Genomic DNA, 25,528 nt, shown 5'->3' with positions numbered 1-25,528 from the left:
CTGTACCTTTGTGTCCGTCAAAGGGGTCAAGAGTATTCGGGGGGATCATGTCTGGGTCAATTATGCGTCGCGTGGTGTCAAGTCTGCTCGCGCTGATGCTCTGTGCAACCGTGGGAGTGGCTGCCGGCCAGTCGGCGTCCGCAGTGACCAGTGCAGGATGCAACAAGCGCGTTTATAGCTACGGTTCTACCGGAGACTGCGTAGCGTCGCTTCAGAACATTCTGGATGCCTTCCGCTGGAAAGGGATTATCTCTGGCCCCGCGATCGCGCCAGACGGCTCGTTTGGTCCGGCTACGCGCTCTGCTGTGCTCCGTCTTCAGCAGCGATATGGCCTTGCCCAGGACGGCTACGTCGGCCCGATGACGTGGGGTGTGCTCTGCAACGGGCCTTACCGGGATCAGGCGACCTCATGGTCGTACGTGCACGCTGGCTGCTGAACCGAAATGCTGCGAGCCATGACGTTGTGACGCAGCCGAGGTGTGAGGAAGTGGTAGGGGTACGGCGGCATGATCGAAGCACGGTCAACTAACGTCTCGCAGTAGCCAACTCCTCCATGGACCATGTTTGATTCAGCGCCTCCGCCTCACCACCACCAGGTCTTTCGGAGGAACAGTGAAACTTGCTCAACGGTTCTTGGCAACAGTTCTGAGCGTGGGGATCGTGTTCTGAGCGTGGGGATCGTGTTCTGAGCGTGGGGATCGTGGCAGTCGGCGGTATCGCCGCTGCGACGCCCGCTGCTGCTGCATACCCAACCTGTAATACGACCGGGATTCGCAATGGAATTGCAACTCCGTATGCTTCTTCTGCCGGAACGTATACGTGCAATCTCCGATACGGTAATACAGGAGCTGCGGTTCGGGCGATGCAGGATTCACTGAGTCAGTGTAACGGTATTTCGCTGGCCCCGGATGGGTCCTTTGGGCCGGCTACGCGGTCGGCGCTCGTCGCGTTCCAGCGCAGTCGCGGACTGGTTGCGGACGGTGTGTACGGGCCGCAGACGCGCAGCGCCATGCAATGGGTCTTCTGGAGCAGCGGGACGCCTCGCCCGTCATGCCATGCGTACTAGTCGTTCTGGCTTCGCCGTGTGGTGAGTTTCGCCGCGATCTAGTCCTTTGCTGGTGCAAATCTGGAAGTGTGCAAACCCGCGAGCAATCGCCGGCGATGCCGACGGGAGGGTGTCAAGCGTTCCCCGTCGGTGTTGTCGGCGTCACGTGCGTTGTTTGCAGTTGGCATCCGACCGTGCGATTCCGCCGCGAGCGACAAAGAGTTGCTGAGCAAGCTCTGAGTCCTTGAGTCTTTACCACCGAGATATGCGACCTAGAATCGGGGGGAGCTAAAGCCGGTGCTAGGTGAAGTCTCCTAGAAACAGGTGTTAGGCTATCAATTCAGCCTAGCAAGACCCTCCCGCCTAAAGAACCGGCCAAGGCGGCGCCGAGCACCATGAACGGTCCGAACGGCACGGCGGTCGAGCGCGTCGCACGGCGCAGCACGAGCAGAGCGACCGCCCACGTGCCTCCGAGGACGAACGGCGCGACGAGCCCCACGGCGAGCTCCGACCAGCCGAGCCACGCGAGCGCGGTCCCGAGCAGACCGGCGAGCTTCACGTCGCCGAACCCGAGCCCGGGCGGGTGCACGAGCCGTAGCGCGGCGTACGCGCCGAAGCCGAGCAGCCCGCCGCAGACCGCGCGGACGAGCCCCGGACCGTCGCCCGTCGCGAGCGCGGCCACGCCGAGCAGGACCACGCCCACGACCCACGCCGGCAGCAGGATCGCGTCGGGGAGGCGGTGGGTCCGCGCGTCGACCACGGCCAGCAGCGCGCACGCCGCGGCGACGAGCGAGAACGCGGGCGTCTCCCAGGAGAGACCCGACCACCACGCCGCGAGGACGGCGGCACCCAGCGCCGCGAGCCGGGCGCCGCGACCCGCGAGGGCGAGCTCCGCCCGGGCACGCCGGGACCAGGCCGTCCCTGTCCCGGCTGCCCTGCGCGACCCTGCGCCGCCCGCGGGCGCCTCGTGCCGCTCGGGATCCCGGCGTCCGGCCCCCGGGACGTGGACCTGCCCTGCCCCCTGATCCGTCATGCGCGGCACCGTAGCGCGCCCGCGGGGCCGCGCGCCGGCGTCGTCCACAGGACCCGTCCGGTGCGTGGGTCCGCACTACGGGCGTCCGCCGGAGTCGCCCTGCGCGCGTGGGAGGATGGCGATCATGCTGCGTTGGTTGACATCGGGTGAGTCGCACGGTCAGGCGCTGGTCGGGATCCTGGACGGGCTCCCCGCGGGCGTCGAGCTCACGACGGCCGACGTGCAGGCCGCCCTCGCGCGCCGCCGGATGGGCTACGGGCGCGGGTCGCGCCAGAAGTTCGAGCAGGACGCGCTGCGGATCCTCGGCGGCCTGCGCCACGGGCGCACCCAGGGCGGCCCGCTCGCCCTGGAGATCGCCAACTCCGAGTGGCCGAAGTGGGTCGACGTCATGTCGTCGGACCCCGTGCCGCCCGAGGCCCTGCTCGTCGACGCCGGGACGGGCGACGTGCGCGAGATCGCGCGCAACCGCCCGCTCACGCGTCCCCGCCCGGGGCACGCCGACCTCGTGGGCATGCGCAAGTACGGTTTCGAGGACGCGCGCCCCGTCCTCGAGCGCGCGTCCGCGCGCGAGACCGCGACGCGCGTCGCGCTCGGCGCCGCCGCCGCGAAGTTCCTCGAGCAGGCGCTCGGCGTCCGCCTCGTGTCGCACGTCGTGGGCATCGGTCCCGTCGAGGTGCCCGAGGACGCGCCCGCCCCCGGCCCGGACGACGTCGCCGCGCTCGACGCCGACCCCGTGCGCTGCTTCGACGCCGCGACGTCGGCCGCGATGGTCGCCGAGATCGACGAGTGCCAGAAGGCCGGCGACACGCTCGGCGGCGTCGTCGAGGTGCTCGCTTACGGGGTGCCGTCAGGTCTCGGGACGTACGCGCAGAGCGACCGCCGGCTCGACGCCCGGCTCGCCGCGGTCCTCATGGGCATCCAGGCCATCAAGGGCGTCGAGGTCGGCGACGGGTTCCGCACCGCGCGCCGCCGCGGCTCGGCCGCGCACGACGAGATCGAGCGCGGCGACGACGGCCGCATCCGGCGCCTGAGCAACCGCGCGGGCGGCGTCGAGGGCGGCATGAGCAACGGCGAGGTCGTGCGCGTGCGCGCCGCGATGAAGCCGATCTCCACCGTGCCGCGCGCGCTCGCGACCGTCGACGTCGCGACGGGCGAGACCGCGACCGCGCAGCACCAGCGCTCCGACGTGTGCGCCGTGCCGCCGGCGGCCGTCGTCGCCGAGGCCATGGTCGCGCTCGTGCTCGCCGAGCAGGTGCTCGAGAAGTTCGGCGGCGACTCGGTCGCGGAGGTCCGCCGCAACGCCGAGTCCTACCTCGCCGCGATCCCGGAGCTGCAGCGCTGATGACCCCCGTCGCCCCCGGCACCCGCCCGGTCGTCGTCCTGCTCGGTCCGCCCGGCAGCGGCAAGTCCACCGTGGCGCGCCAGCTCGCCGACCAGCTCGGTCTCGCGCAGCGCGACACCGACACGGACGTCGAGGAGGTCGCCGGCATGTCGGTGGCCGACATCTTCGTCGAGCACGGCGAGCCGCGGTTCCGCGAGCTGGAGCGCGAGGCCGTCACGACGGCGCTCGCCACCCATGACGGCGTGCTCGCGCTCGGCGGCGGGGCCGTCCTCGACGCGCACGCGCAGACGGCGCTCGAGGCCTACGCGGCCGGCGGCGGCGTCGTGGTGTTCCTCGACGTGAGCCTCGCGCACGCCGCCCCGCGCGTCGGCTTCAACCAGGCCCGGCCACTGCTGCTGGGCAACCCTCGCTCCCGCTGGGCGGCCCTCATGGAGGCCCGCCGACCCGTGTACGAGCGCCTCGCGACCGTGCGCGTCCGCACCGACGCCCGCACGCCCGCCCAGGTGGCGGACGAGATCCGCGCGCACCTCGACGAGCGGGGGAGCGGCCCCGACCACCTCGCGCCCGCCGCACGACGCACGACCACGGAGGACCCCGCGTGACCGACACCACCCCGGCCGACGCCCCCGCACCCGCCCGGGTGCGGGTGTCCGGCGACCAGCCCTACGACGTCGTCATCGGGCGCCACCTGCTCGGCGAGCTGCCCGCGCTGCTCGGCGACGGCGTGCGCCGTGTGCTCGTCGTGCACCCGGCGGCGCTCGCCGCGACGGCGGAGGTCGTCCACGAGGACCTCAAGGCGTCGGGCTACGAGGCGTTCGTCGCCGAGGTGCCGGACGCCGAGGAGGCGAAGACCGCGCAGGTCGCGGCGTTCCTGTGGGGCGTGCTGGGCCAGGCCGACTTCACGCGCTCCGACGCGATCGTCACGGTCGGCGGCGGCGCGACCACGGACCTCGGCGGCTTCGTCGCCGCGACGTGGCTGCGCGGCATCCGCGTGGTGCACGTCCCGACCACGCTGCTCGCGATGGTCGACGCGGCGGTGGGCGGCAAGACGGGCATCAACACGTCCGAGGGCAAGAACCTCGTCGGGTCGTTCCACCCGCCGGCGGGCGTCCTGTGCGACCTCGCGTCGCTCGAGTCGCTCGGCCGCTGGGACTTCGTCGCGGGGCTCGCGGAGGTCGTCAAGACCGGGTTCATCGCGGACGAGCGCATCCTCGAGCTCGTCGAGGAGCACTCCGACGCGCTGCGCGAGTGGGGTGTCCGGGAGACGACGCCGCAGACGTGGGCCGTCGTGGCCGAGCTCGTCGAGCGGTCCGTCGCGGTCAAGGCGCGGGTCGTGGGGGAGGACCTCAAGGAGTCGGGCCTGCGCGAGATCCTCAACTACGGGCACACGCTCGGCCACGCGGTCGAGCTCACCGAGCGGTACCAGTGGCGTCACGGTGCGGCCGTGTCGGTCGGGATGGTGTTCGCCGCCGAGCTCGCGCGGCTCGCGGGCAAGCTGGACGACGACGTCGTCGAGCGGCACCGGACGATTCTCGGCACGCTCGGCCTGCCGCTCACGTACCGCGGCGACCGGTGGGACCAGCTGCTCTCGGCGATGCGCCGCGACAAGAAGTCGCGCGGTGACCTCCTGCGGTTCGTCGTGCTCGACGACGTCGCGCGCCCCACGCGCCTCGAGGGCCCCGACCCGACCCTGCTCGCCGCCGCGTACGCGGAGATCAGCGCCGACGCGCCCGTGGGTCGCGGCCCCGTCGCCCTCTGACCCGATGGCGCGACCGGCCGACGCGACCGCCGATGAGCCGGTCGAGGACCTTCCGCCCGACGACCCCGACCTCGCGGCGGTCCGTCGGCGCGAGGAGAGACTGCCGCGGGCGCTCGCCGTGGGCCTCGGCGCCGTCGGCGCGGTCGCGGCGGTGGTCACCCTCCTCACGTCCGGAACCGCGCGCTGGACGGCGGGCTTCTTCGCGGCGCTCTTCCTGCTCGCGGCGGCGGGTTCGCTCGTCGCGCTCGCCCGCGCGCACCGCCGCTGGGCGCCGGCGGTCGGCGCGGTGCCGGTCGCGCGCTGGACGGGGACGGGCCGCGGGAGCCCGGAGACGTCGTCGCGCGTCACCGTGGTCGAGCTCTCGCGCGAGCTCGTCCCCGTCCCGGCGGCCCGGTACGCGCACCTCGAGCTCTACCGCCCGCGCGCGCTGCGGGGGCCCGCGACGCTCGAGGTCTTCCGTCTCGCGCCGGACGGACGGTCCGGCGGTCCGGTGCGGGTGGGGTGCGCGGGACGGGTCGCGTGGGCCGCGACCCTGGAGCTCAGCGACGAGCCGCGGCCGCGCCGCCGCGAGCCACGACGCCACACCTCGGACCTGTCGCGGTACTGACGTCGCACCCCGTGCGCGGGGTGCGACGTCGGAGCCGAGCGGTCAGTCCGGTCACGAGGGGAGCGGTCGCCACCGTCCACGGCGCTCGAGCACGTCGCGCAGCACGTCGGCCCGGTCGGTGACGATCCCGTCGACGCCGAGGTCGATGAGCCGGTCCATGTCCTGCGCGGCGTTGACCGTCCACACGTGGACGGCGAGACCCACCGCGTGGGCGGTCCGCACGAAGCGGCGGTCGACGATCCGCACGCGACCGGCCCGCTCGGGCACCTGGAGACAGTCGACGGCGCCCCGCCGTCGCCGGACAGGTCGCCCGCTGCGGGCGGCGAGCACCACCGCGGCGACCTCCGGCCGTGCGGCCGACGTCGCGACGGGTCGCGACAGGCGCGCGACGGTGGCGCGGCGCCGGGCGACCGAGAACGACGCGACGCACACGCGGTCGTGCGCGCGCGTGCGCTCGATGACCTCGGCGACGGGCTCCACCGCGGCGGCCGACTTGACGTCGACGTTGACGCGCAGGTCCGGCCACGCGCCCAGGAGGTCCTCGAGCGCCGGGACCGGTTCGCGGCCGCCGATGCGCGCGCGCCGCACCGTGCGCCACGGCTGGCGCGCGACGAGGCCGTGGCCGTCGGTCGTCCGGTCGAGGGACGCGTCGTGCAGCGCCACCGCCACGCCGTCGCTCGTCGCGTGCGCGTCCGTCTCGACGTAGCGGTAGCCGAGCTCGCGCGCGGCCTCGAACGCCGCGAGGGAGTTCTCCAGACCCGTCGGCGCGAACCCGCGATGGGCCAGCGCGACGAAGCCCGCGTGCAGGTAGGGGGTGCCCCGGAGCGCTTCGGTCGTCACCCTGCCAGCGTGCCCGACTGTGCGTCAGCCCGCGCGGCGGGGCCCGCGGCGGCCGGCAGGCGCACCAGCAGGAGCAGCGCGAGGCCGACGACGAGGACCGAGACGATCCCGAGGACGCCCCACGCCTGCGAGCCCGAGACGGCGACGAACGTCGTGAAGGCGAACGGGGCGAGGAAGCTCGCGGCCCGGCCCGTCGTCGCGTAGAGGCCGAACGTCTCCGCGGCGTGCGCGGGCTCGGCGAGGCGGGCCAGGAGGGTGCGGCTCGCGGACTGCGCCGGCCCGACGAACGCGGTGAGCAGCAGGCCCCACACCCAGAACGCGCCCTGGCCGCCGTCGCGCAGGACGAAGACGGCCGTGCCCGCGACCACGAGTCCGACGAGCGAGCCGACGACGACCCGGCGTGCGCCGACCCGGTCGTCGAGCCACCCGGCGGCGACGGTCGAGAGACCGGCGACCACGTTCGCCGCGATGGCGAACACGATGACCTCGCTCGAGGAGAACCCGAAGGTGCCGACCGCGATGACGGCGCCGAAGGTGAACACGCCGGCGAGACCGTCGCGGTAGACCGCGCTCGCGACGAGGAACCACAGGGTCGCGCGACGCTCGCGCCACAGGTGGGAGAGGTCGCGCCCGAGGCGCCGGTAGGCACCGACGAGGCTCACGCCCGCACCGGGCGACCGCACGGGGTCCGGGACGGCGAGCAGCACCGGGACGGCGAAGACCGCGAACCACGCCGCCGCGAGGAGGACGCTCACCCGGACGTCCAGCCCGTCCTCGCCGGTCACGCCGAACCATCCGACCTCGGGCTGGATGAAGCCGACGAACAGGACGAGCAGCAGCACGATGCCGCCCACGTACCCTGCTCCCCAGCCGAGGCCGCTCACCCGCCCGACCGTGGCGGGCGTCGAGATGTCGAGCAGCATCGCGTTGTACGCGACGGACGCGAGCTCGAAGAACACGTTCCCCACGGCCAGGAGGACGACGCCCACGACGACGGCGTCGCTCAGCGACCCGGGCTCGGGGCGCACGAGGAACATGGCCGCCATGGCCGCGACGACGACGGCGGTGTTGACGCCGAGCCACAGGCGCCGACGCCCCGACGCGTCGGCCAGGGCGCCCAGGGCGGGGGCCAGGAGGGCGACGACGACGCCCGCGGCGGTCAGGCCCCAGCCCAGCCACGTGGTGTGCCGCGCGACGACGGCGTCGGCGTCGCCCGTGCCGGCCTCGACGAACGCGGTGCTCGTGATCCACGTCGTGAAGACGAACGTGGTCACCACCGCGTTGAACGCCGCCGACCCCCAGTCCCACGACGCCCACGCGGCGACCGCGCGGGGGCCGGCGGGGGAGCGATCGGCGGGGCGCCCGTCGGGCGTGCCGGAGGTGGTCGGGGTGCCGTCACCGGTGGGGCGCACCGGGTCGGTCGAGGGTGTGGTGGCGGGGGTGCTCTGCGTCACGCGGCGGACGGTACGGGACGTCGGCGCACGTCAGGGCACGGACGGGTGACGAGGACGTGGACGGCGGGGGAACGACGGACGACGCGACGCACGGCGCCTGCGCGGCGCTAGGGTCGGGGCATGGAACGCGTGCTCGTGCTCAACGGACCCAACCTCGGCCGGCTCGGCGTGCGGGAGCCGGAGATCTACGGGTCGGCGACGCTCGCCGACCTGCGGGAGGCCGCGGTGCGGTGGGGCGGCGACCTCGGCCTCGACGTCGAGGCACGCCAGACGGACGACGAGGCGCAGATGCTCGCGTGGCTCCACGAGGCCGTCGACGCCCGGGCGCACGTGGTGCTCAACCCCGCCGCCTTCACGCACTACTCCTACGCGGTGCGCGACGCCGCGGCCCAGGTCACGACCTCGGGTCTGCTCCTCGTCGAGGTGCACCTGAGCAACCCCGCGGCACGCGAGGCGTTCCGCAGCCACTCGGTCGTCGGCGCGGTCGCGACGGGGACGGTCGCGGGCTTCGGGTTCGACTCGTACCGGCTCGCCCTGGAGGCGGTGGCCGCGCGCGTCCGGGGCGAGGACGGGACGCCTTGATCGGGATCTATCAACCCTTCAGGCTTGATATGCCACTATCAAGGCCCTAGCCTGGACGTCATGTTCGTCCTCACGGTGGACCAGCGAGCGAGCACCGGTCATCCCGACCGCGTGCCGGCGCTGCTGCGCCATCTGCGCGACCTCCTCGACGGACGGCCGGGAGTCGTCGTCGGCTTCGACCGCACCGTCGGCGACGAGGTCCAGGGCGTGCTCGACGACCCCGGTACCGTCCTCGACGTCGTGCTCGACCTCCTGCGCGACGGCGGGTGGAGCGTGGGCCTCGGCGTCGGACCGGTGGACGAGCCGCTGCCGGACGTCTCCCGCGAGGCGTCGGGCGAGGCGTTCGTGCGCGCGCGCGAGGCCGTCGACCAGGCGAAGTCCCGCACCGCCACGGCGCCCGTCGCCGTGCGCGGGGGACGGCCAGGACGCGCCGAGGAGGTCGAGGCGCTCCTCCGGCTCCTCGCGGCAGTCGCCGCGCGACGCACCACGCACGGGTGGGAGGCCGTCGACACCCTCGCGGATGTGGGCGGCACCCAGAAGGATGTGGCCCGCCGGCTCGCGATCAGCGAGCAGGCGGTGAGCCAGAGGCTGCGCTCCGCGCTCTGGCCCGAGGAGGCGGCGGCCCGACCCGTCGTCGAGAGGCTGCTGGGGGAGACCGACGCATGACGGAACCGGTGACGATCGTGTGGACCGTCGTCGTCTGGGTGGTGGCGCTCGCGGTGAGCGTGCTCGGCGGCGCGCCGGTGACGCAGGGCGTGCTCCGCGCGGCGGCCCGCCCCGGGCGGCCAGGGCGGCTGCGCCGCCAGGCCGGGGTCGACCCGGCGTCGCTGCCCGTGCCTCCGCCGCCGACGACGGGCACCATCGGGACGGAGGCGGTGAAGGCCCTGCGCGGCGGCACGTGGATCGGTTTCCTGGAACGCTTCGCGATCACGGGCTGCCTCCTCGCCGGGTACCCCTCGGGCATCGCGTTCGTCGTCGCGATCAAGGGTCTCGGGCGGTACCCCGAGCTGCGCGAGCACCCCGTCGCGTCCGAGCGCTTCGTCGTCGGCACGCTCGCCTCGATGTCGTGGGCGGCGGTCGTCGGCGTCGTGGCCGACGCCGTGCTCGGCGCGCTCCGGTAGGATCGACCAGGCCCATCTGCCGCTCCGCCCTCGACCGGACATGACCGTCCGCCCGAGCCGCGCGATCATCGCGTGCCCGGCGCCTCGTGCCGGGCCCGGTGGGACGGCCACGTGCAGCCCCCAGAAGACCCTGCGACAGGAAGACGAACGTGGCGACGACCAACGACATCAAGAACGGCACCGTGCTCCGGATCGACGGCCAGCTGTGGAGCGTCATCGAGTTCCAGCACGTCAAGCCCGGCAAGGGTGGCGCGTTCGTCCGGACGAAGATCAAGAACGTCCTCACGGGAAAGACCGTCGACAAGACGTTCAACGCCGGCCTGAAGATCGAGACGGCCAACGTGGACCGCCGCGACTTCCAGTACCTGTACATGGACGGTGCGGACTACGTCTTCATGGACACGTCGACGTACGACCAGATCACCGTCCCGGCGGCGACCGTCGGTGACGCGAAGGACTACCTCCTCGAGAGCCAGAACGTGCTCATCGCGTCGAACGAGGGTCAGCCGCTGTACGTCGAGCTCCCTCCGTCCGTCGTGCTCGAGATCACCTACACCGAGCCGGGCCTGCAGGGCGACCGCTCGACCGGTGGCACCAAGCCGGCGACGCTCGAGACCGGCGCGCAGATCCAGGTCCCGCTCTTCCTCGAGCAGGGCACGAAGGTCAAGGTCGACACGCGTGACGGGTCGTACCTCGGCCGCGTGAACGACTGACGGGCCGGCACACTCACATGGGAGCACGCACCAAGGCGCGCAAGCGCGCGCTCGACGTCCTCTTCGAGGCGGAGCAGCGCACGGTCGACCCCGCGACGCTGCTCGCGGACCGTCTCGTCGACCCGGGCGCCGCGCAGTCCGCGGTGCCCCAGTACACGGTCGACATCGTCGAGGGCGTCCTCGCGCACCGCGACCGCATCGACGAGCTGCTCGAGACGTACTCCCACGGGTGGACGCTCGAGCGCATGCCCGCGGTCGACCGCGCGCTGCTGCGCATCGGCGGCTGGGAGATCCTCTTCAACGACGACGTCCCGGACGTCGTCGCGATCGACGAGGCCGTCGACCTCGCCCGCTCGCTCTCCACGGACGACTCGCCGTCGTTCGTCAACGGGCTCCTCGCCCGCATCGTCGAGATGAAGCCGACGATCACGGCCTGAGTCCCACCACGGCCCGCCGGGACGGTGGCGCGGCGTCGGTCCGGTGTGACCGACGCCGCGTCCCACCGGGCGGACTCGTCCCGGGTCCGTCCCCTGCCGCCAGGTAGGGTGGGGACCGTCAGACATCCTTTAAGGCCCGTCCTGTGAGGCGGGGAAGGAGGTCGCCGGACATGAGCTCTGGCGCTGCTGTGCCCACATCTTCCTCGACGCCCCCGTCCGACGGGACCGTCGTCATGACGGCCGCGGACATCTCCCGCGCGCTGACCCGCATCGCCCACGAGATCGTGGAGCGCAACAAGGGGACGCGGGACCTGGTCCTCCTCGGCATCCCGACGCGCGGCGTCCCCCTCGCGGACCGGCTCGCCGAGCGCCTCGCCACGATCGACGGCGAGAACCCTGCGACGCAGGACGCGCACGCGCTCGTCGGCGAGCTCGACGTGACGATGTACCGCGACGACCTGCACCGGCACCCGACGCGCCCGATCGGCGCGACCCGCCTGCCGGCGTCGGGCATCGACGGCAAGGTCGTCGTCCTGGTCGACGACGTCCTGTACTCCGGCCGCACGATCCGCGCCGCGCTCGACGCGATCAGCGACCTCGGGCGCCCGCGCGCCGTGCAGCTCGCCGCGCTCGTCGACCGCGGTCACCGCGAGCTGCCCATCCGCCCCGACTTCGTCGGCAAGAACCTGCCCACCTCCACGAGCGAGCGTGTCGGCGTGCGCCTGCACGAGGTGGACGGCACCGGGACGCAGGACGCGGTCGTCATCCGTCCCGCCCCGCAGCCCGACGCGAGCGAGGAGGCCGGCGCATGAGGCACCTGCTCTCGACCCAGGAGCTCGCTCGCGAGGACGCGATCCGCATCCTCGACACCGCCGCGCAGATGGCGGCGACGCAGTCGCGCGAGATCAAGAAGCTGCCGACGCTGCGCGGTCGCACGGTGGTCAACCTCTTCTACGAGGACTCCACGCGCACGCGCATCTCGTTCGAGACGGCGGCCAAGCGGTTGTCGGCCGACGTCATCAACTTCTCCGCCAAGGGGTCGAGCGTGTCGAAGGGCGAGTCGCTCAAGGACACGGCCCTGACGCTGCAGGCGATGGGCGCCGACGCGGTGGTCGTGCGCCACCAGGCGTCCGGCGCGCCGCACCTGCTCGCGCACGCGGGCTGGCTCGACGCCGCGGTGGTCAACGCCGGCGACGGCACCCACCAGCACCCGACGCAGGCCCTGCTCGACGCCTACACGCTCCGCCGGCACCTGACGGGCAGCGCGCTCGAGGCGCCGGGAGCGTCCGGGCCGGACGACGTCGCGGCGCGCGGCGCGGACCTCGCGGGCAGGCACGTCGCGATCGTCGGGGACGTGCTGCACTCGCGCGTCGCACGGTCCAACGTGCACCTGCTGCACACGCTCGGTGCGCGCGTGACGCTCGTCGCCCCGCCCACCCTCCTGCCGGTGGGCGTCGAGACGTGGCCGTGCGACGTGTCGTACCACCTCGACGCGACCCTCGCGGGCGACGGCCCGGACGGCACGGCCGACACCCGGCCTGATGCGGTGATGATGCTGCGTGTGCAGCGCGAGCGCATGAGCGGCTCGGGCGCCGGGGGCGGGGCGTTCTTCCCCAACCCGCTCGAGTACTCGCGCAAGTTCGGCCTCGACGCCCGGCGCCTCGAGCTCCTCCCGGAGCACGCGGTCGTCATGCACCCGGGACCGATGAACCGTGGCCTGGAGATCTCGGCGCAGGCCGCGGACTCGTCGCGCGCCGTCATCGTGGAGCAGGTCGCGAACGGCGTCGCGGTCCGCATGGCCGTGCTCTACCTCCTCCTCGCGGGCACGGACGCCCCCGGGACGGTCGTGGACCCGCCCGTGCCCGCAGCAACCCCGGTCACCGCCCCGCCCGTCTCCTCCACCGAAAGGGTCGCCACCTCGTGAGCAGCGCCGCATCCAGCACCACGTACGTCCTGCGCGGGGCACGTCCCCTCGGCGGCGAGCCGGTCGACCTCGTCCTCGCCGACGGCGTGGTCGCCGAGATCGCGCCCGTCGGCGCGTCGGACGCGGGCGACCGTGGCGGGCAGGACGTGGTCGTGGTGGACGCCACGGACCTCGTCGCCCTGCCCGGCCTGGTCGACCTGCACACGCACCTGCGCGAGCCGGGGCGCGAGGACGCCGAGACGATCGAGTCCGGCACGCGCGCCGCCGCGGCGGGCGGGTTCACGGCGGTCCACGCGATGGCCAACACGACCCCGGTCGCGGACACGGCGGGCGTCGTCGAGCAGGTGTGGCGCATCGGCCGAGACGCCGGCTGGGTCGACGTCCACCCCGTGGGCGCGGTCTCGGTCGGGCTCGCGGGCGAGCAGCTCGCCGAGCTCGGCGCGATGGCCGACTCGGCCGCGCGCGTGCGCGTGTTCTCCGACGACGGGAAGTGCGTCGCGGACCCGATCCTCATGCGCCGCGCGCTGGAGTACGTCAAGGCGTTCGACGGCGTCGTGGCGCAGCACGCGCAGGAGCCGCGCCTCACCGAGGGCGCCCAGATGAACGAGGGCGTCGTGTCCGCGGAGCTCGGCCTCGCCGGCTGGCCGGCGGTCGCCGAGGAGGCGATCATCGCGCGCGACGTCCTGCTCGCCGAGCACGTCGGCTCGCGCCTGCACGTGTGCCACTTGTCGACGGCGGGCTCGGTCGAGATCGTGCGGTGGGCGAAGGCCCGGGGCATCGACGTCACCGCGGAGGTCACGCCGCACCACCTGATCCTCACGGACGACCTCGCGCGAGGGTACGACCCGACGTTCAAGGTCAACCCGCCGCTGCGCACCGCCACGGACGTCGAGGCGGTGCGGGCGGGGCTGGCCGACGGGACGATCGACATCGTCGCCACGGACCACGCGCCGCACCCCGTCGAGGACAAGGACTGCGAGTGGGCCGCCGCGGCGTTCGGCATGACCGGGCTCGAGACCGCGCTCGCCGTCGTCCAGGAGACGATGGTCGACACGGGCCGTCTGACGTGGGCCGACGTCGCGCGCGTGCTGTCGGCGAACCCGGCCCGGATCGGTCGCATCGACACCGGACCGACCGCCCAGGGTCGCCCGCTCGAGGTGGGCGAGCCCGCGAACGTCACGCTCGTGGACCCCGCGGCGCGGCGCGTCGTCGACGGCTCGACCCAGGCCACGGCGAGCATCAACACGCCGTTCCAGGGCCGCGAGCTGCCGGGCCGCGTCGTCGCGACGTTCCTGCGCGGCCGGGCGACCGTGCTCGACGGCGCCCCGGTCGAGGAGGTGCGCGCGTGAACCTTCCCCAGCCCGTCGCCGTCGGCATCTGGGTCGTCCTCGGCGTCGTCCTGCTCGCGCTCGTGCTCGTCGGGCGCCGCCGCCTCGCCGGACGGTCCGCCGGCGTCGTCCCGACGCCTCCGGCCGTGCCGGCCCCGGGCGGCCGCGGCGCCGTCACGCTCGGCCCGCTCGACGCGCTCTACGTCTCCAGCACGCTCGCGGGCGACTGGCTCGCCCGCGTGGGCGCCCACGGGCTCGGGGACCGGTCGCGCGCTGTCGTCACCGTGCACGACGGCGGCCTGCACGCCGCCCGGTCGGGCGCGCCCGACCTGTGGGTCCCCGCGGCCGCGGTCTCCGGTGCCGCGCTCACCCCGGGCATGGCCGGCAAGTTCGTCGGCAAGGACGCGATCGTCGTCGTCTCCTGGGCCGTGCCCGCCGAGCCCGTGCCCGCGACGGACGGCGGTGCGCAGGGACCGGCCGAGACCCCGCCGTCGCCCGACCCGGTGCTCCTGGACACCGGCCTCATGCCCCGCCACGACGACGACGTGCCGCGCCTGCTCGACGCGGTGCTCGCACTCGTCCCTGCCGACCAGAACGACAAGGAAGCACAGTGACCAGCTCAGCGACCACCACGACCTCGGACCGGGCCCTGCTCGTCCTCGAGGACGGCACCGTCCACGCCGGGCGCGCCTACGGCGCGCGCGGCACGACCGTCGGCGAGATCGTCTTCAACACCGGCATGACCGGGTACCAGGAGACGCTCACCGACCCCTCCTACCACCGCCAGATCGTCGTCATGACCGCCCCGCACATCGGGAACACCGGCGTCAACGACGAGGACCCGGAGTCGCGGCAGATCTGGGTCGCCGGGTACGTCGTGCGTGACGCCGCGCGCCGCCCGTCGAGCTGGCGCTCGGTGCGCACGCTCGACGACGAGCTCACCGAGCAGGGCGTCGTCGGCATCAGCGACGTCGACACGCGCGCCCTCACGCGCCACCTGCGCGAGCTCGGCGTGATGCGCGCGGGGATCTTCTCCGGCGACGCGCTCGTGCGCGACGGGTACCCCCGCACGACGGAGGACCTCGTCGCCGAGGTGAAGGCCACCCCGGCGATGGCCGGCGCCGACCTGGCCCGCGAGGTCAGCACGCCCGAGGCGTACGTCGTGGAGCCCGTGGCGGGATCGACGCCCGACGGCGGGCCCGTCGCGACGGTCGTCGCCGTGGACCTCGGGATCAAGTCGATGACGCCGCAGCGGCTCGCGGAGCGCGGGGTGCGCGTGCACGTCGTTCCCGCGGCGACGACGAACGACGAGATCGACGCGATCGGTCCCGACGGCGTCTTCTTCTCCAACGGCCCCGGCGACCCGAGCGCCGCGACGCACGAGGTCGAGCTCCTGCGCGGCGTCCTGGACCGCGGCACGCCGTTCTTCGGCATCTGCTTCGGCAACCAGATCCTCGGGCGCGCGCTCGGCTACGGCACCTACAAGCTCGCGTACGGGCACCGGGGCATCAACCAGCCCGTCATGGACCGCCGCACGGGCAAGGTCGAGGTCACGGCGCACAACCACGGGTTCGCGGTCGACGCACCGCTCGGCACCATCGAGGGGTCGGCGGACGACGCGGTCTCCGTCGCTCCCTACGACGACGGCCGCTACGGGCGCGTCGTCGTGTCCCACGTCGGGCTCAACGACCAGGTGGTCGAGGGGCTCGAGTGCCTCGACCTGCCCGCCTTCTCCGTCCAGTACCACCCCGAGGCCGCGGCCGGCCCGCACGACGCCGCGTACCTCTTCGACCGCTTCGTCGAGCTCATGACGTCCCGCTCCGGCGGGACGCAGACCTCCGGGGCCGCCGACCTGCAGACCACCAAGGAGAGCTGACCGTGCCTCGCAGAACCGACATCTCCAGCGTCCTGGTCATCGGGTCCGGCCCGATCGTCATCGGCCAGGCCTGCGAGTTCGACTACTCGGGCACCCAGGCGTGCCGCGTGCTCAAGGAGGAGGGCCTGCGGGTCGTCCTCGTGAACTCGAACCCGGCGACGATCATGACGGACCCCGAGTTCGCCGACGCGACCTACGTCGAGCCGATCACGACCGAGGTGCTCACGTCGATCATCGCCAAGGAGCGGCCCGACGCGCTCCTGCCGACCCTCGGCGGCCAGACCGCCCTCAACGCCGCGATCGCGCTCGACGCGGCCGGCGTGCTGGAGCAGTACGGCGTCGAGCTCATCGGGGCGAACATCGCCGCGATCGAGAAGGGCGAGGACCGCCAGCAGTTCAAGGACGTCGTCGCCAAGTGCGGCGGGGAGTCCGCGCGCTCGGCGATCATCCACACCGTCGACGAGGCGCTCGCCGCGGCCGACGACCTCGGCTACCCGATGGTCGTGCGCCCGTCCTTCACGATGGGCGGCCTCGGCTCGGGAATCGCCTACGACGAGACCGACCTGCGACGGATCGTCGGCCAGGGCCTGCACTACTCGCCGACCACCGAGGTGCTCCTCGAGGAGTCCATCCTCGGCTGGAAGGAGTACGAGCTCGAGCTCATGCGCGACAAGAACGACAACGTCGTGGTCGTGTGCTCGATCGAGAACGTCGACCCGGTCGGCGTGCACACCGGTGACTCGATCACGGTCGCGCCGGCGCTCACGCTCACGGACCGCGAGTACCAGCGGCTGCGCGACATCGGCATCGCGGTGATCCGCGAGGTCGGCGTCGACACCGGCGGCTGCAACATCCAGTACGCCGTGCACCCCGAGACGGGGCGCGTCATCGTCATCGAGATGAACCCGCGCGTCTCGCGCTCGTCCGCGCTCGCGTCGAAGGCCACCGGGTTCCCTATCGCGAAGATCGCGGCGAAGCTCGCCGTCGGGTACACGCTCGACGAGATCCCCAACGACATCACGCAGGTCACGCCGGCGTCGTTCGAGCCGACGCTCGACTACGTCGTCGTCAAGGTGCCGCGGTTCGCGTTCGAGAAGTTCCCGGCCGCGGACGACACCCTGTCGACGACCATGAAGTCCGTCGGCGAGGCGATGGCGCTCGGGCGCAACTTCACCGAGGCGCTCGGCAAGGCGCTGCGCTCGATCGACAAGGGCGGTTCGGTGTTCCACTGGGACGGCGAGCCCGTGGCGGGCGCGGAGCTCGACGCGCTCCTGACGCAGATCGCGCGTCCCACGGAGAACCGGATCATCGGCGTCCAGCAGGCGCTGCGCGCCGGCGCGAGCGTCGAGCAGGTGTTCGACGCGACGAAGATCGACCCGTGGTACCTCGACCAGATCCAGCTCGTCAACGAGGTGGCCGCCGCGGTGGCGGACGCGCCGGCGCTCACGCAGGACGTGCTGCGCGAGGCGAAGAAGCACGGCCTGTCCGACGTCCAGGTCGCGCGGCTGCGCGGCATGGGGCCGGCGGGGGAGGCGACGGTCCGCGAGGTGCGCCGCGCGCTCGGCGTGCGCCCCGTCTACAAGACGGTGGACACGTGCGCGGCGGAGTTCGCGGCGCGCACCCCGTACCACTACTCGTCGTACGACCTCGAGACGGAGGTCGCCCCGCGCGAGCGCGAGGCGGTCATCATCCTCGGCTCGGGCCCGAACCGCATCGGTCAGGGCATCGAGTTCGACTACTCGTGCGTGCACGCGGCGCTCACGCTGCGCGAGCGGTACGAGACCGTCATGGTCAACTGCAACCCGGAGACCGTCTCGACGGACTACGACACCTCCGACCGCCTGTACTTCGAGCCGCTGACGTTCGAGGACGTCCTCGAGGTCTACGAGGCCGAGCTCGCGGCCGGTCCGGTCAAGGGCGTCATCGTCCAGCTCGGCGGCCAGACGCCGCTCGCGCTCGCGCAGCGCCTCGCCGACGCCGGCCTGCCGATCCTCGGCACGAGCCCCGAGGCGATCGACGCCGCGGAGGACCGCGGCGAGTTCGGCCGCGTCCTCGTCGAGGCGGGACTGCCCGCGCCGGCGTTCGGGACGGCCCGCACGCTCGAGGCGGCGAAGGAGGTCGCCGACGGCATCGGCTACCCGGTGCTCGTGCGCCCGTCCTACGTGCTCGGCGGGCGCGGCATGGAGATCGTCTACTCGGTCGACCAGCTCACCGAGTACGTCGAGCGCGCCCTCGCGGCCGCTGCGGCCGACGAGCGGACGGCAGGCGGCCTGCTGCCCGCGCCGCTGCTCATCGACCGGTTCCTCGACGACGCGATGGAGATCGACGTCGACGCGCTGTACGACGGCACCGAGATGTTCCTCGGCGGTGTCATGGAGCACATCGAGGAGGCGGGCATCCACTCGGGCGACTCGGCATGCGTCCTGCCGCCGGTGTCGCTGTCCGAGCAGGAGATCGAGCGCATCCGCCGCTCGACGGAGGCGATCGCGAAGGGGGTCGGCGTCCGCGGCCTGCTCAACGTGCAGTACGCGCTCGTGTCCGACGTGCTCTACGTGCTCGAGGCGAACCCGCGCGCCTCGCGGACCGTGCCGTTCGTCTCGAAGGCGACGGGCACGTCGCTCGCGAAGGCCGCGGCGCGCGTCATGGTCGGCGACTCCATCGCGGACCTGCGCGCGGCGGGCGTCCTCCCGGCGCACGGTGACGGCGGCGACCTGCCGCTCGACGCGCCGATCGCCGTCAAGGAGGCCGTGCTGCCGTTCAAGCGGTTCCGCACGGCGGACGGCACCGTCGTCGACACCGTCCTCGGCCCGGAGATGCGCTCGACCGGCGAGGTCATGGGCTTCGACCGGAACTTCCCGCTCGCGTTCGCGAAGTCGCAGGCGGCGGCGTTCGGCGGCCTGCCGACGTCGGGCCGCGTGTTCGTCTCGGTCGCCGACCGCGACAAGCGCTCGATGGTCTTCCCGGTCAAGCGTCTCGCGGAGCTCGGCTTCGAGATCCTCGCGACGACCGGCACGGCGAGCGTGCTGCGCCGCAACGGCATCGCGTCGACCGTGGTGCGCAAGTTCTCGTCGGGCCGTGGCCCGGACGGGGAGCCGACGATCGTCGACCTCATCACCGCGGGCGAGGTGGACATGGTCATCAACACCCCGTCCGGGCAGGGCGCGCGCGCCGACGGCTACGAGATCCGCGCTGCCACGACCGCGGCGGACAAGCCCATCGCGACGACGGTCGACCAGCTCGCCGCGGCCGTGCAGGGCATCGAGGCGGTCCTCGCGGGTCCGTTCGAGGTCGCGAGCCTGCAGGAGCACATGAACGGGACCGGGCTCGCGGCGGCGACGGCACGCACGCAGGCGCCGGCGGCGGTCCTCGGGCAGCAGGTCGGCGCGTGAGCACGGCGTTCGGCGCGCGCCTCGCGGCGGCGATGGACGACCACGGGCCGCTCTGCGTGGGGATCGACCCGCACGCCGAGCTGCTCGCGGCGTGGGGCCTGCCCGACGACGCGTCCGGGCTGCGCGACTTCGGTCTGCGTGTCGTCGAGGCGGTGGGCGGCCGCGTCGCGGCCGTGAAGCCGCAGTCGGCGTTCTTCGAGCGGCACGGGTCGCGCGGCGTCGCCGCGCTGGAGGATGTCCTCGCGGCCGCCCGGGCGGCGGGCACGCTCGTCGTCATGGATGCCAAGCGCGGCGACATCGGCTCGACGATGGCCGCGTATGCCGACGCGTACCTGCGGGACGGCTCGCCGCTCGCGGCGGACGCGCTGACGGTCTCGCCGTACCTCGGGTTCGGGTCGCTGCGGCCCGCGGTCGACCTCGCGCTGGGCTCGGGACGGGGCCTGTTCGTGCTGTGCCTGACCTCGAACAAGGAGGGTCAAGAGGTGCAGCACGCGCGCCGCGGTGCGGGGGTGGGCGTCGAGACCGTGGCGGCGCAGGTCGCGCGCGAGGCGGCACTGCTCAACGCGCCGGCCGTGGACGCGGGTGACGCGCTCGGGTCGGTCGGTCTCGTCGTCGGTGCCACGGTCGGCGACGCCGCGGCCCGCACCGGGACCGACCTCGCCGCGGTGCACGGTCCGCTGCTCGCACCGGGCGTGGGCGCGCAGGGCGCCGGAGCGGCCGAGCTCGCCGCCGTGTTCGGTGCGGCGCGGAGCCAGGTTCTCGCCTCGAGCTCGCGCGGCGTGCTGCGTGCCGGACCCGACGTCGCGGCGCTGCGCGCGGCGGCGCGTGCGGCGTCGGACGAGGCGACCGCGGCGCTGCGCGGCTGACGCCTGCTGACGCACGCCGGCGGTGCGCTCCGACCTGGTCGACGAGCCCCACGACATGGTCGCCGCCGCCGCTGCCTGCGAGAATGCGCGGATGAGCACCGACGACGCCTCGACGCGCGCCACCGCCCCGTCCGCCGCGATCCCGCCCCTCGGCGCGCCGACCGCCTCGCGGAGCCCTGTCGTGCCCGGGGCGCTGGAGATCGAGGGCACCTGGAACGCACGCGACGTCGGTGGTCGTGCGGTGCCCGTGCAGGGCACCGACCCGCTGCGCACGGGGGTCCTCCTGCGCACGGCGAGCCTGTCGCGCCTCACCGCGGGCGGCCAGGCGGCTCTCGCCGACCTCGGGGTCACGACGGTGCTGGACCTGCGCGGCGACGACGAGCTCGCGCGCGACGGGGCGGACGTCGTCCCGGGCGGGGTCACGGTGCTGCATCGCGGCATGGACCCGGCCCGCGGCCTCGGGGCGCCGTCGGGGGGTGCCCGGTCGGCCGACCCGGCGGCGCTCGTCGCGAGCCTCGTCACCGCACCCGAGCCCGCCGCAGTCGCCCGTCGGATGATGCTGGGCGTCTACGAGACGTTCGTCCGTGACGCGGGGATCCGCGCGACGGTCGGCCAGGTCCTCGCGGACCTCGCGGCCGCGCCGGGGGCTGTGGTGGTGCACTGCTCGGCCGGGAAGGACCGTACGGGGTGGGTCGTCGCGCTCGCGCAGCACGTCGCGGGCGTCGGTGCGGAGGACCGGATGACGGAGTACCTCGCGAGCGCCGCCGCCGCCGACGGGCTCGCCGCCGTCGTGCCGCCGATCCCCGGGCTCGACGCGGCAGCGCTCGCCCCCCTCCTGACGGTCGAGGCCGACTACCTGCGCAGCGCGTGGGAGCTCGCGGAGCGCGAGCACGGCGACATCGACGGGTATCTCGCGGCCTGCGGCGTCACGGACGACGTGCGCCGCGCGCTCGTGGCGCGGCTCGTCGCCTGACGGCCCGCACGACGCGCGGGTGCCGGGTCGTTGCCTGCCGTGCCCGGGGTCGCTACGTTCGAAGGACCGACGTCCGCGCAGGTGGGCCGGGACGACCCGGCGTGCGGTACCCGCGCGGATCCGGCAGAGTGGGCCCATCCGCCTGACGACGAGTAGGTGACTTGAGTGGCACTTCCACCCTTGACCCCAGAACAGCGCGCGGCCGCGCTCGAGAAGGCCGCGGAGGCCCGACGGGTCCGCGCCGAGGTGAAGAACCGCCTGAAGTACTCCCAGGGCTCGTTGAAGGAGGTCATCGAGCGCGGGCGGACGGACGACATGATCGGCAAGCTTCCGGTCGTCAAGTTGCTGGAGTCGCTGCCCGGCGTGGGTAAGGTGAAGGCTCGCGCGATCATGGAGGAGATCGGGATCGCCGAGACACGACGTGTCCGCGGCCTCGGCCCCCACCAGTCCGCGGCCCTCATCGAGAGGTTTGGCTGACATTTCCGCACATCCGCCCGCGCCCCGACCTGCCCGTCTGACCGTCCTGGCGGGACCGACCGCCGTCGGGAAGGGCACGGTGTCCGCAGACATCCGCGCCCGCTACCCGGAGGTGTGGCTGTCCGTGTCGGCGACGACGCGCGACCCCCGCCCGGGCGAGGTGGACGGCGTGCACTACCTCTTCGTCGGCACGGACGAGTTCGCCCGCATGGTCTCGGAGCACGAGCTGCTCGAGTGGGCCGTCGTCCACGGTCGCAACAGCTACGGCACCCCGCGGCGCGCGGTCGAGGACCGGCTCGCCGCGGGGGTGCCCGCGCTCCTGGAGATCGACCTGCAGGGGGCACGGCAGGTGCGGGCGTCGATGCCCGAGGCCCGGTTCGTGTTCCTCGCGCCGCCGAGCTGGGACGAGCTGGTCCGCCGCCTCGTGGGGCGCGGCACCGAGGACGCGGAGGAGCGGGAGCGGCGTCTGACGACGGCCCGCGTGGAGCTCGCGGCGGAGTCGGAGTTCGACCACGTCATCGTCAACGACGACGTGCACCGCGCGACCGACGAGCTCGTCCGGGTGATGGGTCTGGAGCCGCGTCCCGTCGACGCCGGACCCGCCGCCGGGCCGGCACGCGGGACCGGTGCGCCCCGAGCGGCGGCGCGCACGGAGTAGACTGGGAGGTCGGTGCGTGCGGCGAGCCGCCGCCGCTCACCCCCCGGGACGACCGTCACAGGTGTCACGGGCGTCACGGGCGTCATCCTCGGCCGTGACATCAGCCTCTGCGCGCCGCACCACCGCACGAAACCGCTGCAGCGACCGGCTGCAGGACCCGAGAACCCCACGGAGCGAACTGTGTCCGGAACCGTCGCCGCCCCCGAGGGCATCACCGACCCGCCCATCGACGACCTGCTCGAGCACGTCGACTCGAAGTACGCGCTCGTCATCTACTCGGCGCAGCGCGCGCGTCAGATCAACGCGTACTACTCGCAGCTGAGCGAGGGCCTGCTGGAGAACGTCGGCCCGCTCCTCGAGACGCGCAACCAGGAGAAGCCGCTGTCGATCGCGATGCGCGAGATCAGCGCCGGTCTCCTGACGATCGAGAGCTCCGAGCCCGCCGAGGGCTCCGAGGACTGAGTCACCGACCGCCCCGCCCGGCTCCTGCCGGGTGGGGCGGTCGCCTGCGCGAGGAGCCCCATGAGGATCGTGCTCGGCGTCAGCGGCGGTGTCGCGGCGTACAAGGCCGTGCTGCTGCTGCGCCTGCTGCGCGAGCAGGGCCACCGCGTGCGGGTCGTGCCCACGGCGTCCGCCCTACGGTTCGTGGGCGCGCCGACGTGGGAGGCGCTGTCGGCCGAGCCGGCGACCGACCAGGTGTTCGAGGACGTGGCGCACGTGCCGCACGTCGCGCTCGGCCAGGGCGCGGACCTCGTCGTCGTGGCGCCGGCGACCGCCGACCTGGTCTCGCGCGCAGCGACGGGGCGTGCGGACGACCTGCTCACGTCCACGCTGCTCACGGCGCGCTGCCCGGTGGTGATGGCCCCCGCGATGCACACGGAGATGTGGGAGCACCCCGCCACGGTGGCGAACGTCGCGACGCTGCGGGCCCGGGGCGTGCACGTCATCGAGCCGGCCTCGGGCCGGCTCACCGGCGCGGACACCGGTCCGGGTCGCCTGCCCGAGCCCGAGGAGATCGCCCGCGTGGCCCTCGGGATCGTGACCGGCGCCGACGTCGCGGACCCGCTTCCGGTCGAGGGCCCGGCGTCGGTGCAGGACCTTGCCGGGCTGCGCGTCGTGGTGTCCGCCGGCGGCACGCGCGAGCCGATCGACCCGGTGCGGTTCATCGGCAACCGGTCCAGCGGCCGCCAGGGCGTGGCGCTCGCGTGGGCGGCACGCGCCCGCGGGGCCCGCGTGACGCTCGTGGCCGCGAACCTCGACGCGCAGGTGCTGGACGACGGCACGCCACCGGCGCAGGCCGGCGCGGTGCCGCTCCCCGAGCTGGAGGTCGTGCCGGTCGAGACGACCGCGCAGCTGCGCGAGGCCGTGCGAGCCGCGGCCGCGACGGCCGACGTCGTCGTCATGGCCGCGGCGGTGGCCGACTTCCGTCCGGCGAGCGCACCGGACGCGAAGATCAAGAAGGTCCCGGGCCAGGGCCCCGCGCCGATCGTGCTCGTGGAGAACCCGGACGTGCTCGCGGAGCTCGCGCACGAGCGTCTGCGCGCGGACCAGGTCGTCGTGGGGTTCGCGGCCGAGACGGGGGACCGGCACGGCTCGGTGCTCGACCACGGGCGGGAGAAGGCGCGGCGCAAGGGCGCCGACCTCCTCGTCGTCAACGCGGTGGGCGACGGGCGGGGCTTCGGCGTCGACGTGAACGACGTGACGATCGTCGACGGCGCGGGAGAGGTCGTCGCGACGGCGTCGGGCACGAAGCGCGACGTCGCGGACGCGGTGTGGGACGCCGTCGTGACGCGGGCCGGGGCGGTCCTGCGCTGAGCCGGGAGTCTCACCTTTCGGATGCTTGCGCCCATCCTGCGGGACGGTACGCTGTGCGCCATGGCTGATCTCCGTCTCTTCACGTCCGAGTCCGTCACCGAGGGTCACCCGGACAAGGTCTGCGACCAGATCTCGGACGCGATCCTCGACGCGATGCTCGCGCAGGACCCGACGTCGCGCGTCGCGGTCGAGTCCATGGTCACGACCGGGCTCGTGCACGTCGCGGGGGAGGTCACGACCGACGCGTACGTCGAGATCCCTCAGGTCGTGCGCGACGTCGTGCGGCGCATCGGGTACACGTCGTCCGCGATCGGGTTCGACGCGGACTCGTGCGGCGTGTCGGTGTCGATCGGCCAGCAGTCCCCGGACATCGCGCAGGGGGTGGACAAGAGCCTCGAGGAGCGCGACGACGCGGCCGCGGGTCACGACCCGCTCGACGCCCAGGGCGCGGGCGACCAGGGCCTGATGTTCGGGTACGCGAGCGACGACACGCCGAGCCTCATGCCGCTGCCGGTCTGGCTCGCCCACCGGCTCGCGGAGCGCCTCTCCCAGGTGCGTCGCGACGGCACGGTCCCCGGTCTGCGGCCGGACGGCAAGACGCAGGTGACGATCGGCTACGACGGCGACCGGGCCGTGTCGCTGGACACCGTGGTGCTGTCGACCCAGCACGACCCGGACGTGGTCCAGGAGAAGCTGCACCGGCTGATCGCGGAGGACGTCGTGGCGCCGGTGCTCGAGGCCGCGGGGGTCGACCTGGACACGCGCGAGACGCGGCTGTTCGTCAACCCGACGGGGACGTTCGTCATCGGCGGCCCGCGCGGCGACGCCGGGCTCACGGGCCGCAAGATCATCGTCGACACGTACGGCGGCATGGCCCGCCACGGCGGCGGCGCGTTCTCCGGCAAGGACCCGTCGAAGGTGGACCGCTCGGCCGCGTACGCGACCCGCTGGGTGGCGAAGAACGTGGTCGCTGCCGGCCTGGCGCGCCGCTGCGAGGTGCAGGTCGCGTACGCGATCGGCAAGGCGCACCCCGTGGGCATGTACGTCGAGACGTTCGGGACCGAGACGGTGCCGGTCGAGCGCATCGCGGCCGCGATCCGCGAGGTCTTCGACCTGCGCCCGGCGGCGATCATCCGCGACCTGGACCTGCTGCGTCCCGTCTACGCCGCGACGGCGGCCTACGGGCACTTCGGCCGCGAGCTGCCGGACTTCACCTGGGAGCGCACGGACCGCGTCGCGGCCCTGCAGTCCGTCGTCTGAGCGTCGCACCGACCCTCACGTCCTGCCCG

At 73.6% G+C, this 25,528-nt stretch carries 27 protein-coding genes; 24 read left to right on the top strand and 3 right to left on the bottom strand.

The features are described 5' to 3' along the window. Positions 1–47 precede the first annotated feature (47 nt). Together AC4H2G_RS15480 and AC4H2G_RS15475 are read left to right on the top strand one after the other, a co-directional pair. The gene (locus AC4H2G_RS15480; protein ID WP_494366623.1) at positions 48–437 is read left to right on the top strand and encodes a peptidoglycan-binding domain-containing protein; all 390 of its coding nucleotides are present in this window, start codon (positions 48–50) and stop codon (positions 435–437) included. 254 nt (positions 438–691) lie between these two features. Continuing rightward, on the top strand, positions 692–1,066 hold the full coding sequence (locus AC4H2G_RS15475; RefSeq protein ID WP_494366622.1) for a peptidoglycan-binding domain-containing protein: 375 nt from the start codon (positions 692–694) through the stop codon (positions 1,064–1,066). Positions 1,067–1,385: 319 nt separating this feature from the next. Here AC4H2G_RS15475 and AC4H2G_RS15470 read toward each other — a convergent pair whose 3' ends face one another. Next, entirely contained in the window at positions 1,386–2,078 is a 693-nt protein-coding gene (locus AC4H2G_RS15470; protein WP_494366621.1) for a prepilin peptidase, read from the bottom strand. 124 nt (positions 2,079–2,202) lie between these two features. Between AC4H2G_RS15470 and aroC the strand changes: the two genes are divergently transcribed. The 4 genes from aroC to AC4H2G_RS15450 are packed head-to-tail and all read left to right on the top strand — an operon-like array spanning position 2,203 to position 5,786. Next, positions 2,203–3,420 (top strand): chorismate synthase, encoded by a 1,218-nt coding sequence (gene aroC, locus AC4H2G_RS15465; RefSeq protein ID WP_494366620.1) that lies wholly within the window; start codon positions 2,203–2,205, stop codon positions 3,418–3,420. Then, positions 3,420–4,022 carry a shikimate kinase gene (locus AC4H2G_RS15460; protein WP_494366619.1) on the top strand — a complete coding sequence of 201 codons (603 nt, stop codon included), beginning with the start codon at positions 3,420–3,422 and terminating at the stop codon, positions 4,020–4,022. Before aroC ends, AC4H2G_RS15460 begins: the two co-directional genes overlap by 1 nt. After that, positions 4,019–5,179: a 3-dehydroquinate synthase gene (gene aroB / locus AC4H2G_RS15455; RefSeq protein ID WP_494366618.1), complete on the top strand. Its 1,161-nt coding sequence runs from the start codon at positions 4,019–4,021 to the stop codon at positions 5,177–5,179. Before AC4H2G_RS15460 ends, aroB begins: the two co-directional genes overlap by 4 nt. A gap of 4 nt (positions 5,180–5,183) precedes the next feature. After that, positions 5,184–5,786 (top strand): hypothetical protein, encoded by a 603-nt coding sequence (locus tag AC4H2G_RS15450; RefSeq protein ID WP_494366617.1) that lies wholly within the window; start codon positions 5,184–5,186, stop codon positions 5,784–5,786. A gap of 51 nt (positions 5,787–5,837) precedes the next feature. Here AC4H2G_RS15450 and AC4H2G_RS15445 read toward each other — a convergent pair whose 3' ends face one another. Both AC4H2G_RS15445 and AC4H2G_RS15440 read right to left on the bottom strand, forming a co-directional pair. Continuing rightward, positions 5,838–6,626: a glycerophosphodiester phosphodiesterase family protein gene (locus tag AC4H2G_RS15445; RefSeq protein WP_494366616.1), complete on the bottom strand. Its 789-nt coding sequence runs from the start codon at positions 6,624–6,626 to the stop codon at positions 5,838–5,840. Beyond that, positions 6,623–8,080: an MFS transporter gene (locus tag AC4H2G_RS15440; protein WP_494366615.1), complete on the bottom strand. Its 1,458-nt coding sequence runs from the start codon at positions 8,078–8,080 to the stop codon at positions 6,623–6,625. Before AC4H2G_RS15440 ends, AC4H2G_RS15445 begins: the two co-directional genes overlap by 4 nt. 120 nt (positions 8,081–8,200) lie before the next feature. Between AC4H2G_RS15440 and AC4H2G_RS15435 the strand changes: the two genes are divergently transcribed. The 18 genes from AC4H2G_RS15435 to metK all read left to right on the top strand — a co-directional run bounded on the left by AC4H2G_RS15435 (position 8,201) and on the right by metK (position 25,499). After that, positions 8,201–8,662 carry a type II 3-dehydroquinate dehydratase gene (locus AC4H2G_RS15435; protein ID WP_494366614.1) on the top strand — a complete coding sequence of 154 codons (462 nt, stop codon included), beginning with the start codon at positions 8,201–8,203 and terminating at the stop codon, positions 8,660–8,662. A gap of 60 nt (positions 8,663–8,722) precedes the next feature. Next, entirely contained in the window at positions 8,723–9,328 is a 606-nt protein-coding gene (locus AC4H2G_RS15430; protein ID WP_494366613.1) for a hypothetical protein, read from the top strand. Then, a complete protein-coding gene (locus AC4H2G_RS15425) occupies positions 9,325–9,783 on the top strand; it encodes a hypothetical protein (RefSeq protein ID WP_494366612.1) in 459 nt (152 codons plus the stop codon). The genes AC4H2G_RS15430 and AC4H2G_RS15425 overlap by 4 nt, the downstream gene beginning before the upstream one ends. A gap of 149 nt (positions 9,784–9,932) precedes the next feature. Next, the gene (efp, locus tag AC4H2G_RS15420) at positions 9,933–10,496 is read left to right on the top strand and encodes an elongation factor P (protein ID WP_435735856.1); all 564 of its coding nucleotides are present in this window, start codon (positions 9,933–9,935) and stop codon (positions 10,494–10,496) included. A 17-nt stretch (positions 10,497–10,513) separates the two neighbouring features. After that, positions 10,514–10,933 carry a transcription antitermination factor NusB gene (gene nusB / locus AC4H2G_RS15415; RefSeq protein WP_435735857.1) on the top strand — a complete coding sequence of 140 codons (420 nt, stop codon included), beginning with the start codon at positions 10,514–10,516 and terminating at the stop codon, positions 10,931–10,933. A 170-nt stretch (positions 10,934–11,103) separates the two neighbouring features. Then, the gene (gene pyrR, locus AC4H2G_RS15410) at positions 11,104–11,745 is read left to right on the top strand and encodes a bifunctional pyr operon transcriptional regulator/uracil phosphoribosyltransferase PyrR (protein ID WP_494366611.1); all 642 of its coding nucleotides are present in this window, start codon (positions 11,104–11,106) and stop codon (positions 11,743–11,745) included. Next, positions 11,742–12,857 carry an aspartate carbamoyltransferase catalytic subunit gene (locus AC4H2G_RS15405; RefSeq protein WP_494366610.1) on the top strand — a complete coding sequence of 372 codons (1,116 nt, stop codon included), beginning with the start codon at positions 11,742–11,744 and terminating at the stop codon, positions 12,855–12,857. The genes pyrR and AC4H2G_RS15405 overlap by 4 nt, the downstream gene beginning before the upstream one ends. Beyond that, positions 12,854–14,206, top strand: a complete 1,353-nt coding sequence (locus tag AC4H2G_RS15400) for a dihydroorotase (RefSeq protein WP_494366609.1) — start codon at positions 12,854–12,856, stop codon at positions 14,204–14,206. The genes AC4H2G_RS15405 and AC4H2G_RS15400 overlap by 4 nt, the downstream gene beginning before the upstream one ends. Then, entirely contained in the window at positions 14,203–14,799 is a 597-nt protein-coding gene (locus AC4H2G_RS15395; protein WP_494366608.1) for a PH-like domain-containing protein, read from the top strand. The genes AC4H2G_RS15400 and AC4H2G_RS15395 overlap by 4 nt, the downstream gene beginning before the upstream one ends. Beyond that, a complete protein-coding gene (gene carA, locus AC4H2G_RS15390) occupies positions 14,796–16,061 on the top strand; it encodes a glutamine-hydrolyzing carbamoyl-phosphate synthase small subunit (protein ID WP_494366607.1) in 1,266 nt (421 codons plus the stop codon). The genes AC4H2G_RS15395 and carA overlap by 4 nt, the downstream gene beginning before the upstream one ends. 2 nt (positions 16,062–16,063) lie before the next feature. Further along, complete coding sequence (carB, locus tag AC4H2G_RS15385; RefSeq protein ID WP_494366606.1) at positions 16,064–19,450, top strand: carbamoyl-phosphate synthase large subunit; 3,387 nt, start codon at positions 16,064–16,066, stop codon at positions 19,448–19,450. Beyond that, positions 19,447–20,316, top strand: coding sequence for an orotidine-5'-phosphate decarboxylase (gene pyrF / locus AC4H2G_RS15380; RefSeq protein WP_494366605.1), 870 nt, complete (start codon positions 19,447–19,449; stop codon positions 20,314–20,316). Before carB ends, pyrF begins: the two co-directional genes overlap by 4 nt. 91 nt (positions 20,317–20,407) lie before the next feature. Beyond that, a complete protein-coding gene (locus tag AC4H2G_RS15375) occupies positions 20,408–21,289 on the top strand; it encodes a tyrosine-protein phosphatase (RefSeq protein WP_494366604.1) in 882 nt (293 codons plus the stop codon). 165 nt (positions 21,290–21,454) lie between these two features. Further along, positions 21,455–21,766: an integration host factor, actinobacterial type gene (gene mihF / locus AC4H2G_RS15370; protein ID WP_494366603.1), complete on the top strand. Its 312-nt coding sequence runs from the start codon at positions 21,455–21,457 to the stop codon at positions 21,764–21,766. Beyond that, on the top strand, positions 21,759–22,424 hold the full coding sequence (gene gmk, locus AC4H2G_RS15365) for a guanylate kinase (RefSeq protein WP_494366602.1): 666 nt from the start codon (positions 21,759–21,761) through the stop codon (positions 22,422–22,424). The genes mihF and gmk overlap by 8 nt, the downstream gene beginning before the upstream one ends. A 180-nt stretch (positions 22,425–22,604) precedes the next feature. Continuing rightward, positions 22,605–22,886, top strand: a complete 282-nt coding sequence (gene rpoZ, locus AC4H2G_RS15360; protein WP_251150943.1) for a DNA-directed RNA polymerase subunit omega — start codon at positions 22,605–22,607, stop codon at positions 22,884–22,886. Positions 22,887–22,946: 60 nt separating this feature from the next. Further along, a complete protein-coding gene (gene coaBC, locus AC4H2G_RS15355) occupies positions 22,947–24,239 on the top strand; it encodes a bifunctional phosphopantothenoylcysteine decarboxylase/phosphopantothenate--cysteine ligase CoaBC (RefSeq protein WP_494366601.1) in 1,293 nt (430 codons plus the stop codon). Positions 24,240–24,299: 60 nt separating this feature from the next. Beyond that, positions 24,300–25,499: a methionine adenosyltransferase gene (metK, locus tag AC4H2G_RS15350; RefSeq protein ID WP_494366600.1), complete on the top strand. Its 1,200-nt coding sequence runs from the start codon at positions 24,300–24,302 to the stop codon at positions 25,497–25,499. Positions 25,500–25,528: the final 29 nt, after the last annotated feature.

The organism is Cellulosimicrobium sp. BMG9.23 (assembly GCF_059159985.1).
Note: the sequence above shows the minus strand (reverse complement) of the source record. Positions and strands in the feature narration are given on the sequence as shown.

What these genes read in the sequence shown, in the direction of transcription:
- AC4H2G_RS15480 (WP_494366623.1), top strand. Translation starts at nt 48, where the DNA reads ATGTCTGGGTCAATTATGCGTCGCGTGGTGTCAAGTCTGCTCGCGCTG.
- AC4H2G_RS15470 (WP_494366621.1), bottom strand. Translation starts at nt 2,078, where the DNA reads ATGACGGATCAGGGGGCAGGGCAGGTCCACGTCCCGGGGGCCGGACGC.
- aroC (WP_494366620.1), top strand. Translation starts at nt 2,203, where the DNA reads ATGCTGCGTTGGTTGACATCGGGTGAGTCGCACGGTCAGGCGCTGGTC.
- AC4H2G_RS15460 (WP_494366619.1), top strand. Translation starts at nt 3,420, where the DNA reads ATGACCCCCGTCGCCCCCGGCACCCGCCCGGTCGTCGTCCTGCTCGGT.
- AC4H2G_RS15450 (WP_494366617.1), top strand. Translation starts at nt 5,184, where the DNA reads ATGGCGCGACCGGCCGACGCGACCGCCGATGAGCCGGTCGAGGACCTT.
- AC4H2G_RS15435 (WP_494366614.1), top strand. Translation starts at nt 8,201, where the DNA reads ATGGAACGCGTGCTCGTGCTCAACGGACCCAACCTCGGCCGGCTCGGC.
- AC4H2G_RS15430 (WP_494366613.1), top strand. Translation starts at nt 8,723, where the DNA reads ATGTTCGTCCTCACGGTGGACCAGCGAGCGAGCACCGGTCATCCCGAC.
- AC4H2G_RS15425 (WP_494366612.1), top strand. Translation starts at nt 9,325, where the DNA reads ATGACGGAACCGGTGACGATCGTGTGGACCGTCGTCGTCTGGGTGGTG.
- nusB (WP_435735857.1), top strand. Translation starts at nt 10,514, where the DNA reads ATGGGAGCACGCACCAAGGCGCGCAAGCGCGCGCTCGACGTCCTCTTC.
- pyrR (WP_494366611.1), top strand. Translation starts at nt 11,104, where the DNA reads ATGAGCTCTGGCGCTGCTGTGCCCACATCTTCCTCGACGCCCCCGTCC.
- AC4H2G_RS15405 (WP_494366610.1), top strand. Translation starts at nt 11,742, where the DNA reads ATGAGGCACCTGCTCTCGACCCAGGAGCTCGCTCGCGAGGACGCGATC.
- AC4H2G_RS15375 (WP_494366604.1), top strand. Translation starts at nt 20,408, where the DNA reads ATGAGCACCGACGACGCCTCGACGCGCGCCACCGCCCCGTCCGCCGCG.
- coaBC (WP_494366601.1), top strand. Translation starts at nt 22,947, where the DNA reads ATGAGGATCGTGCTCGGCGTCAGCGGCGGTGTCGCGGCGTACAAGGCC.
- metK (WP_494366600.1), top strand. Translation starts at nt 24,300, where the DNA reads ATGGCTGATCTCCGTCTCTTCACGTCCGAGTCCGTCACCGAGGGTCAC.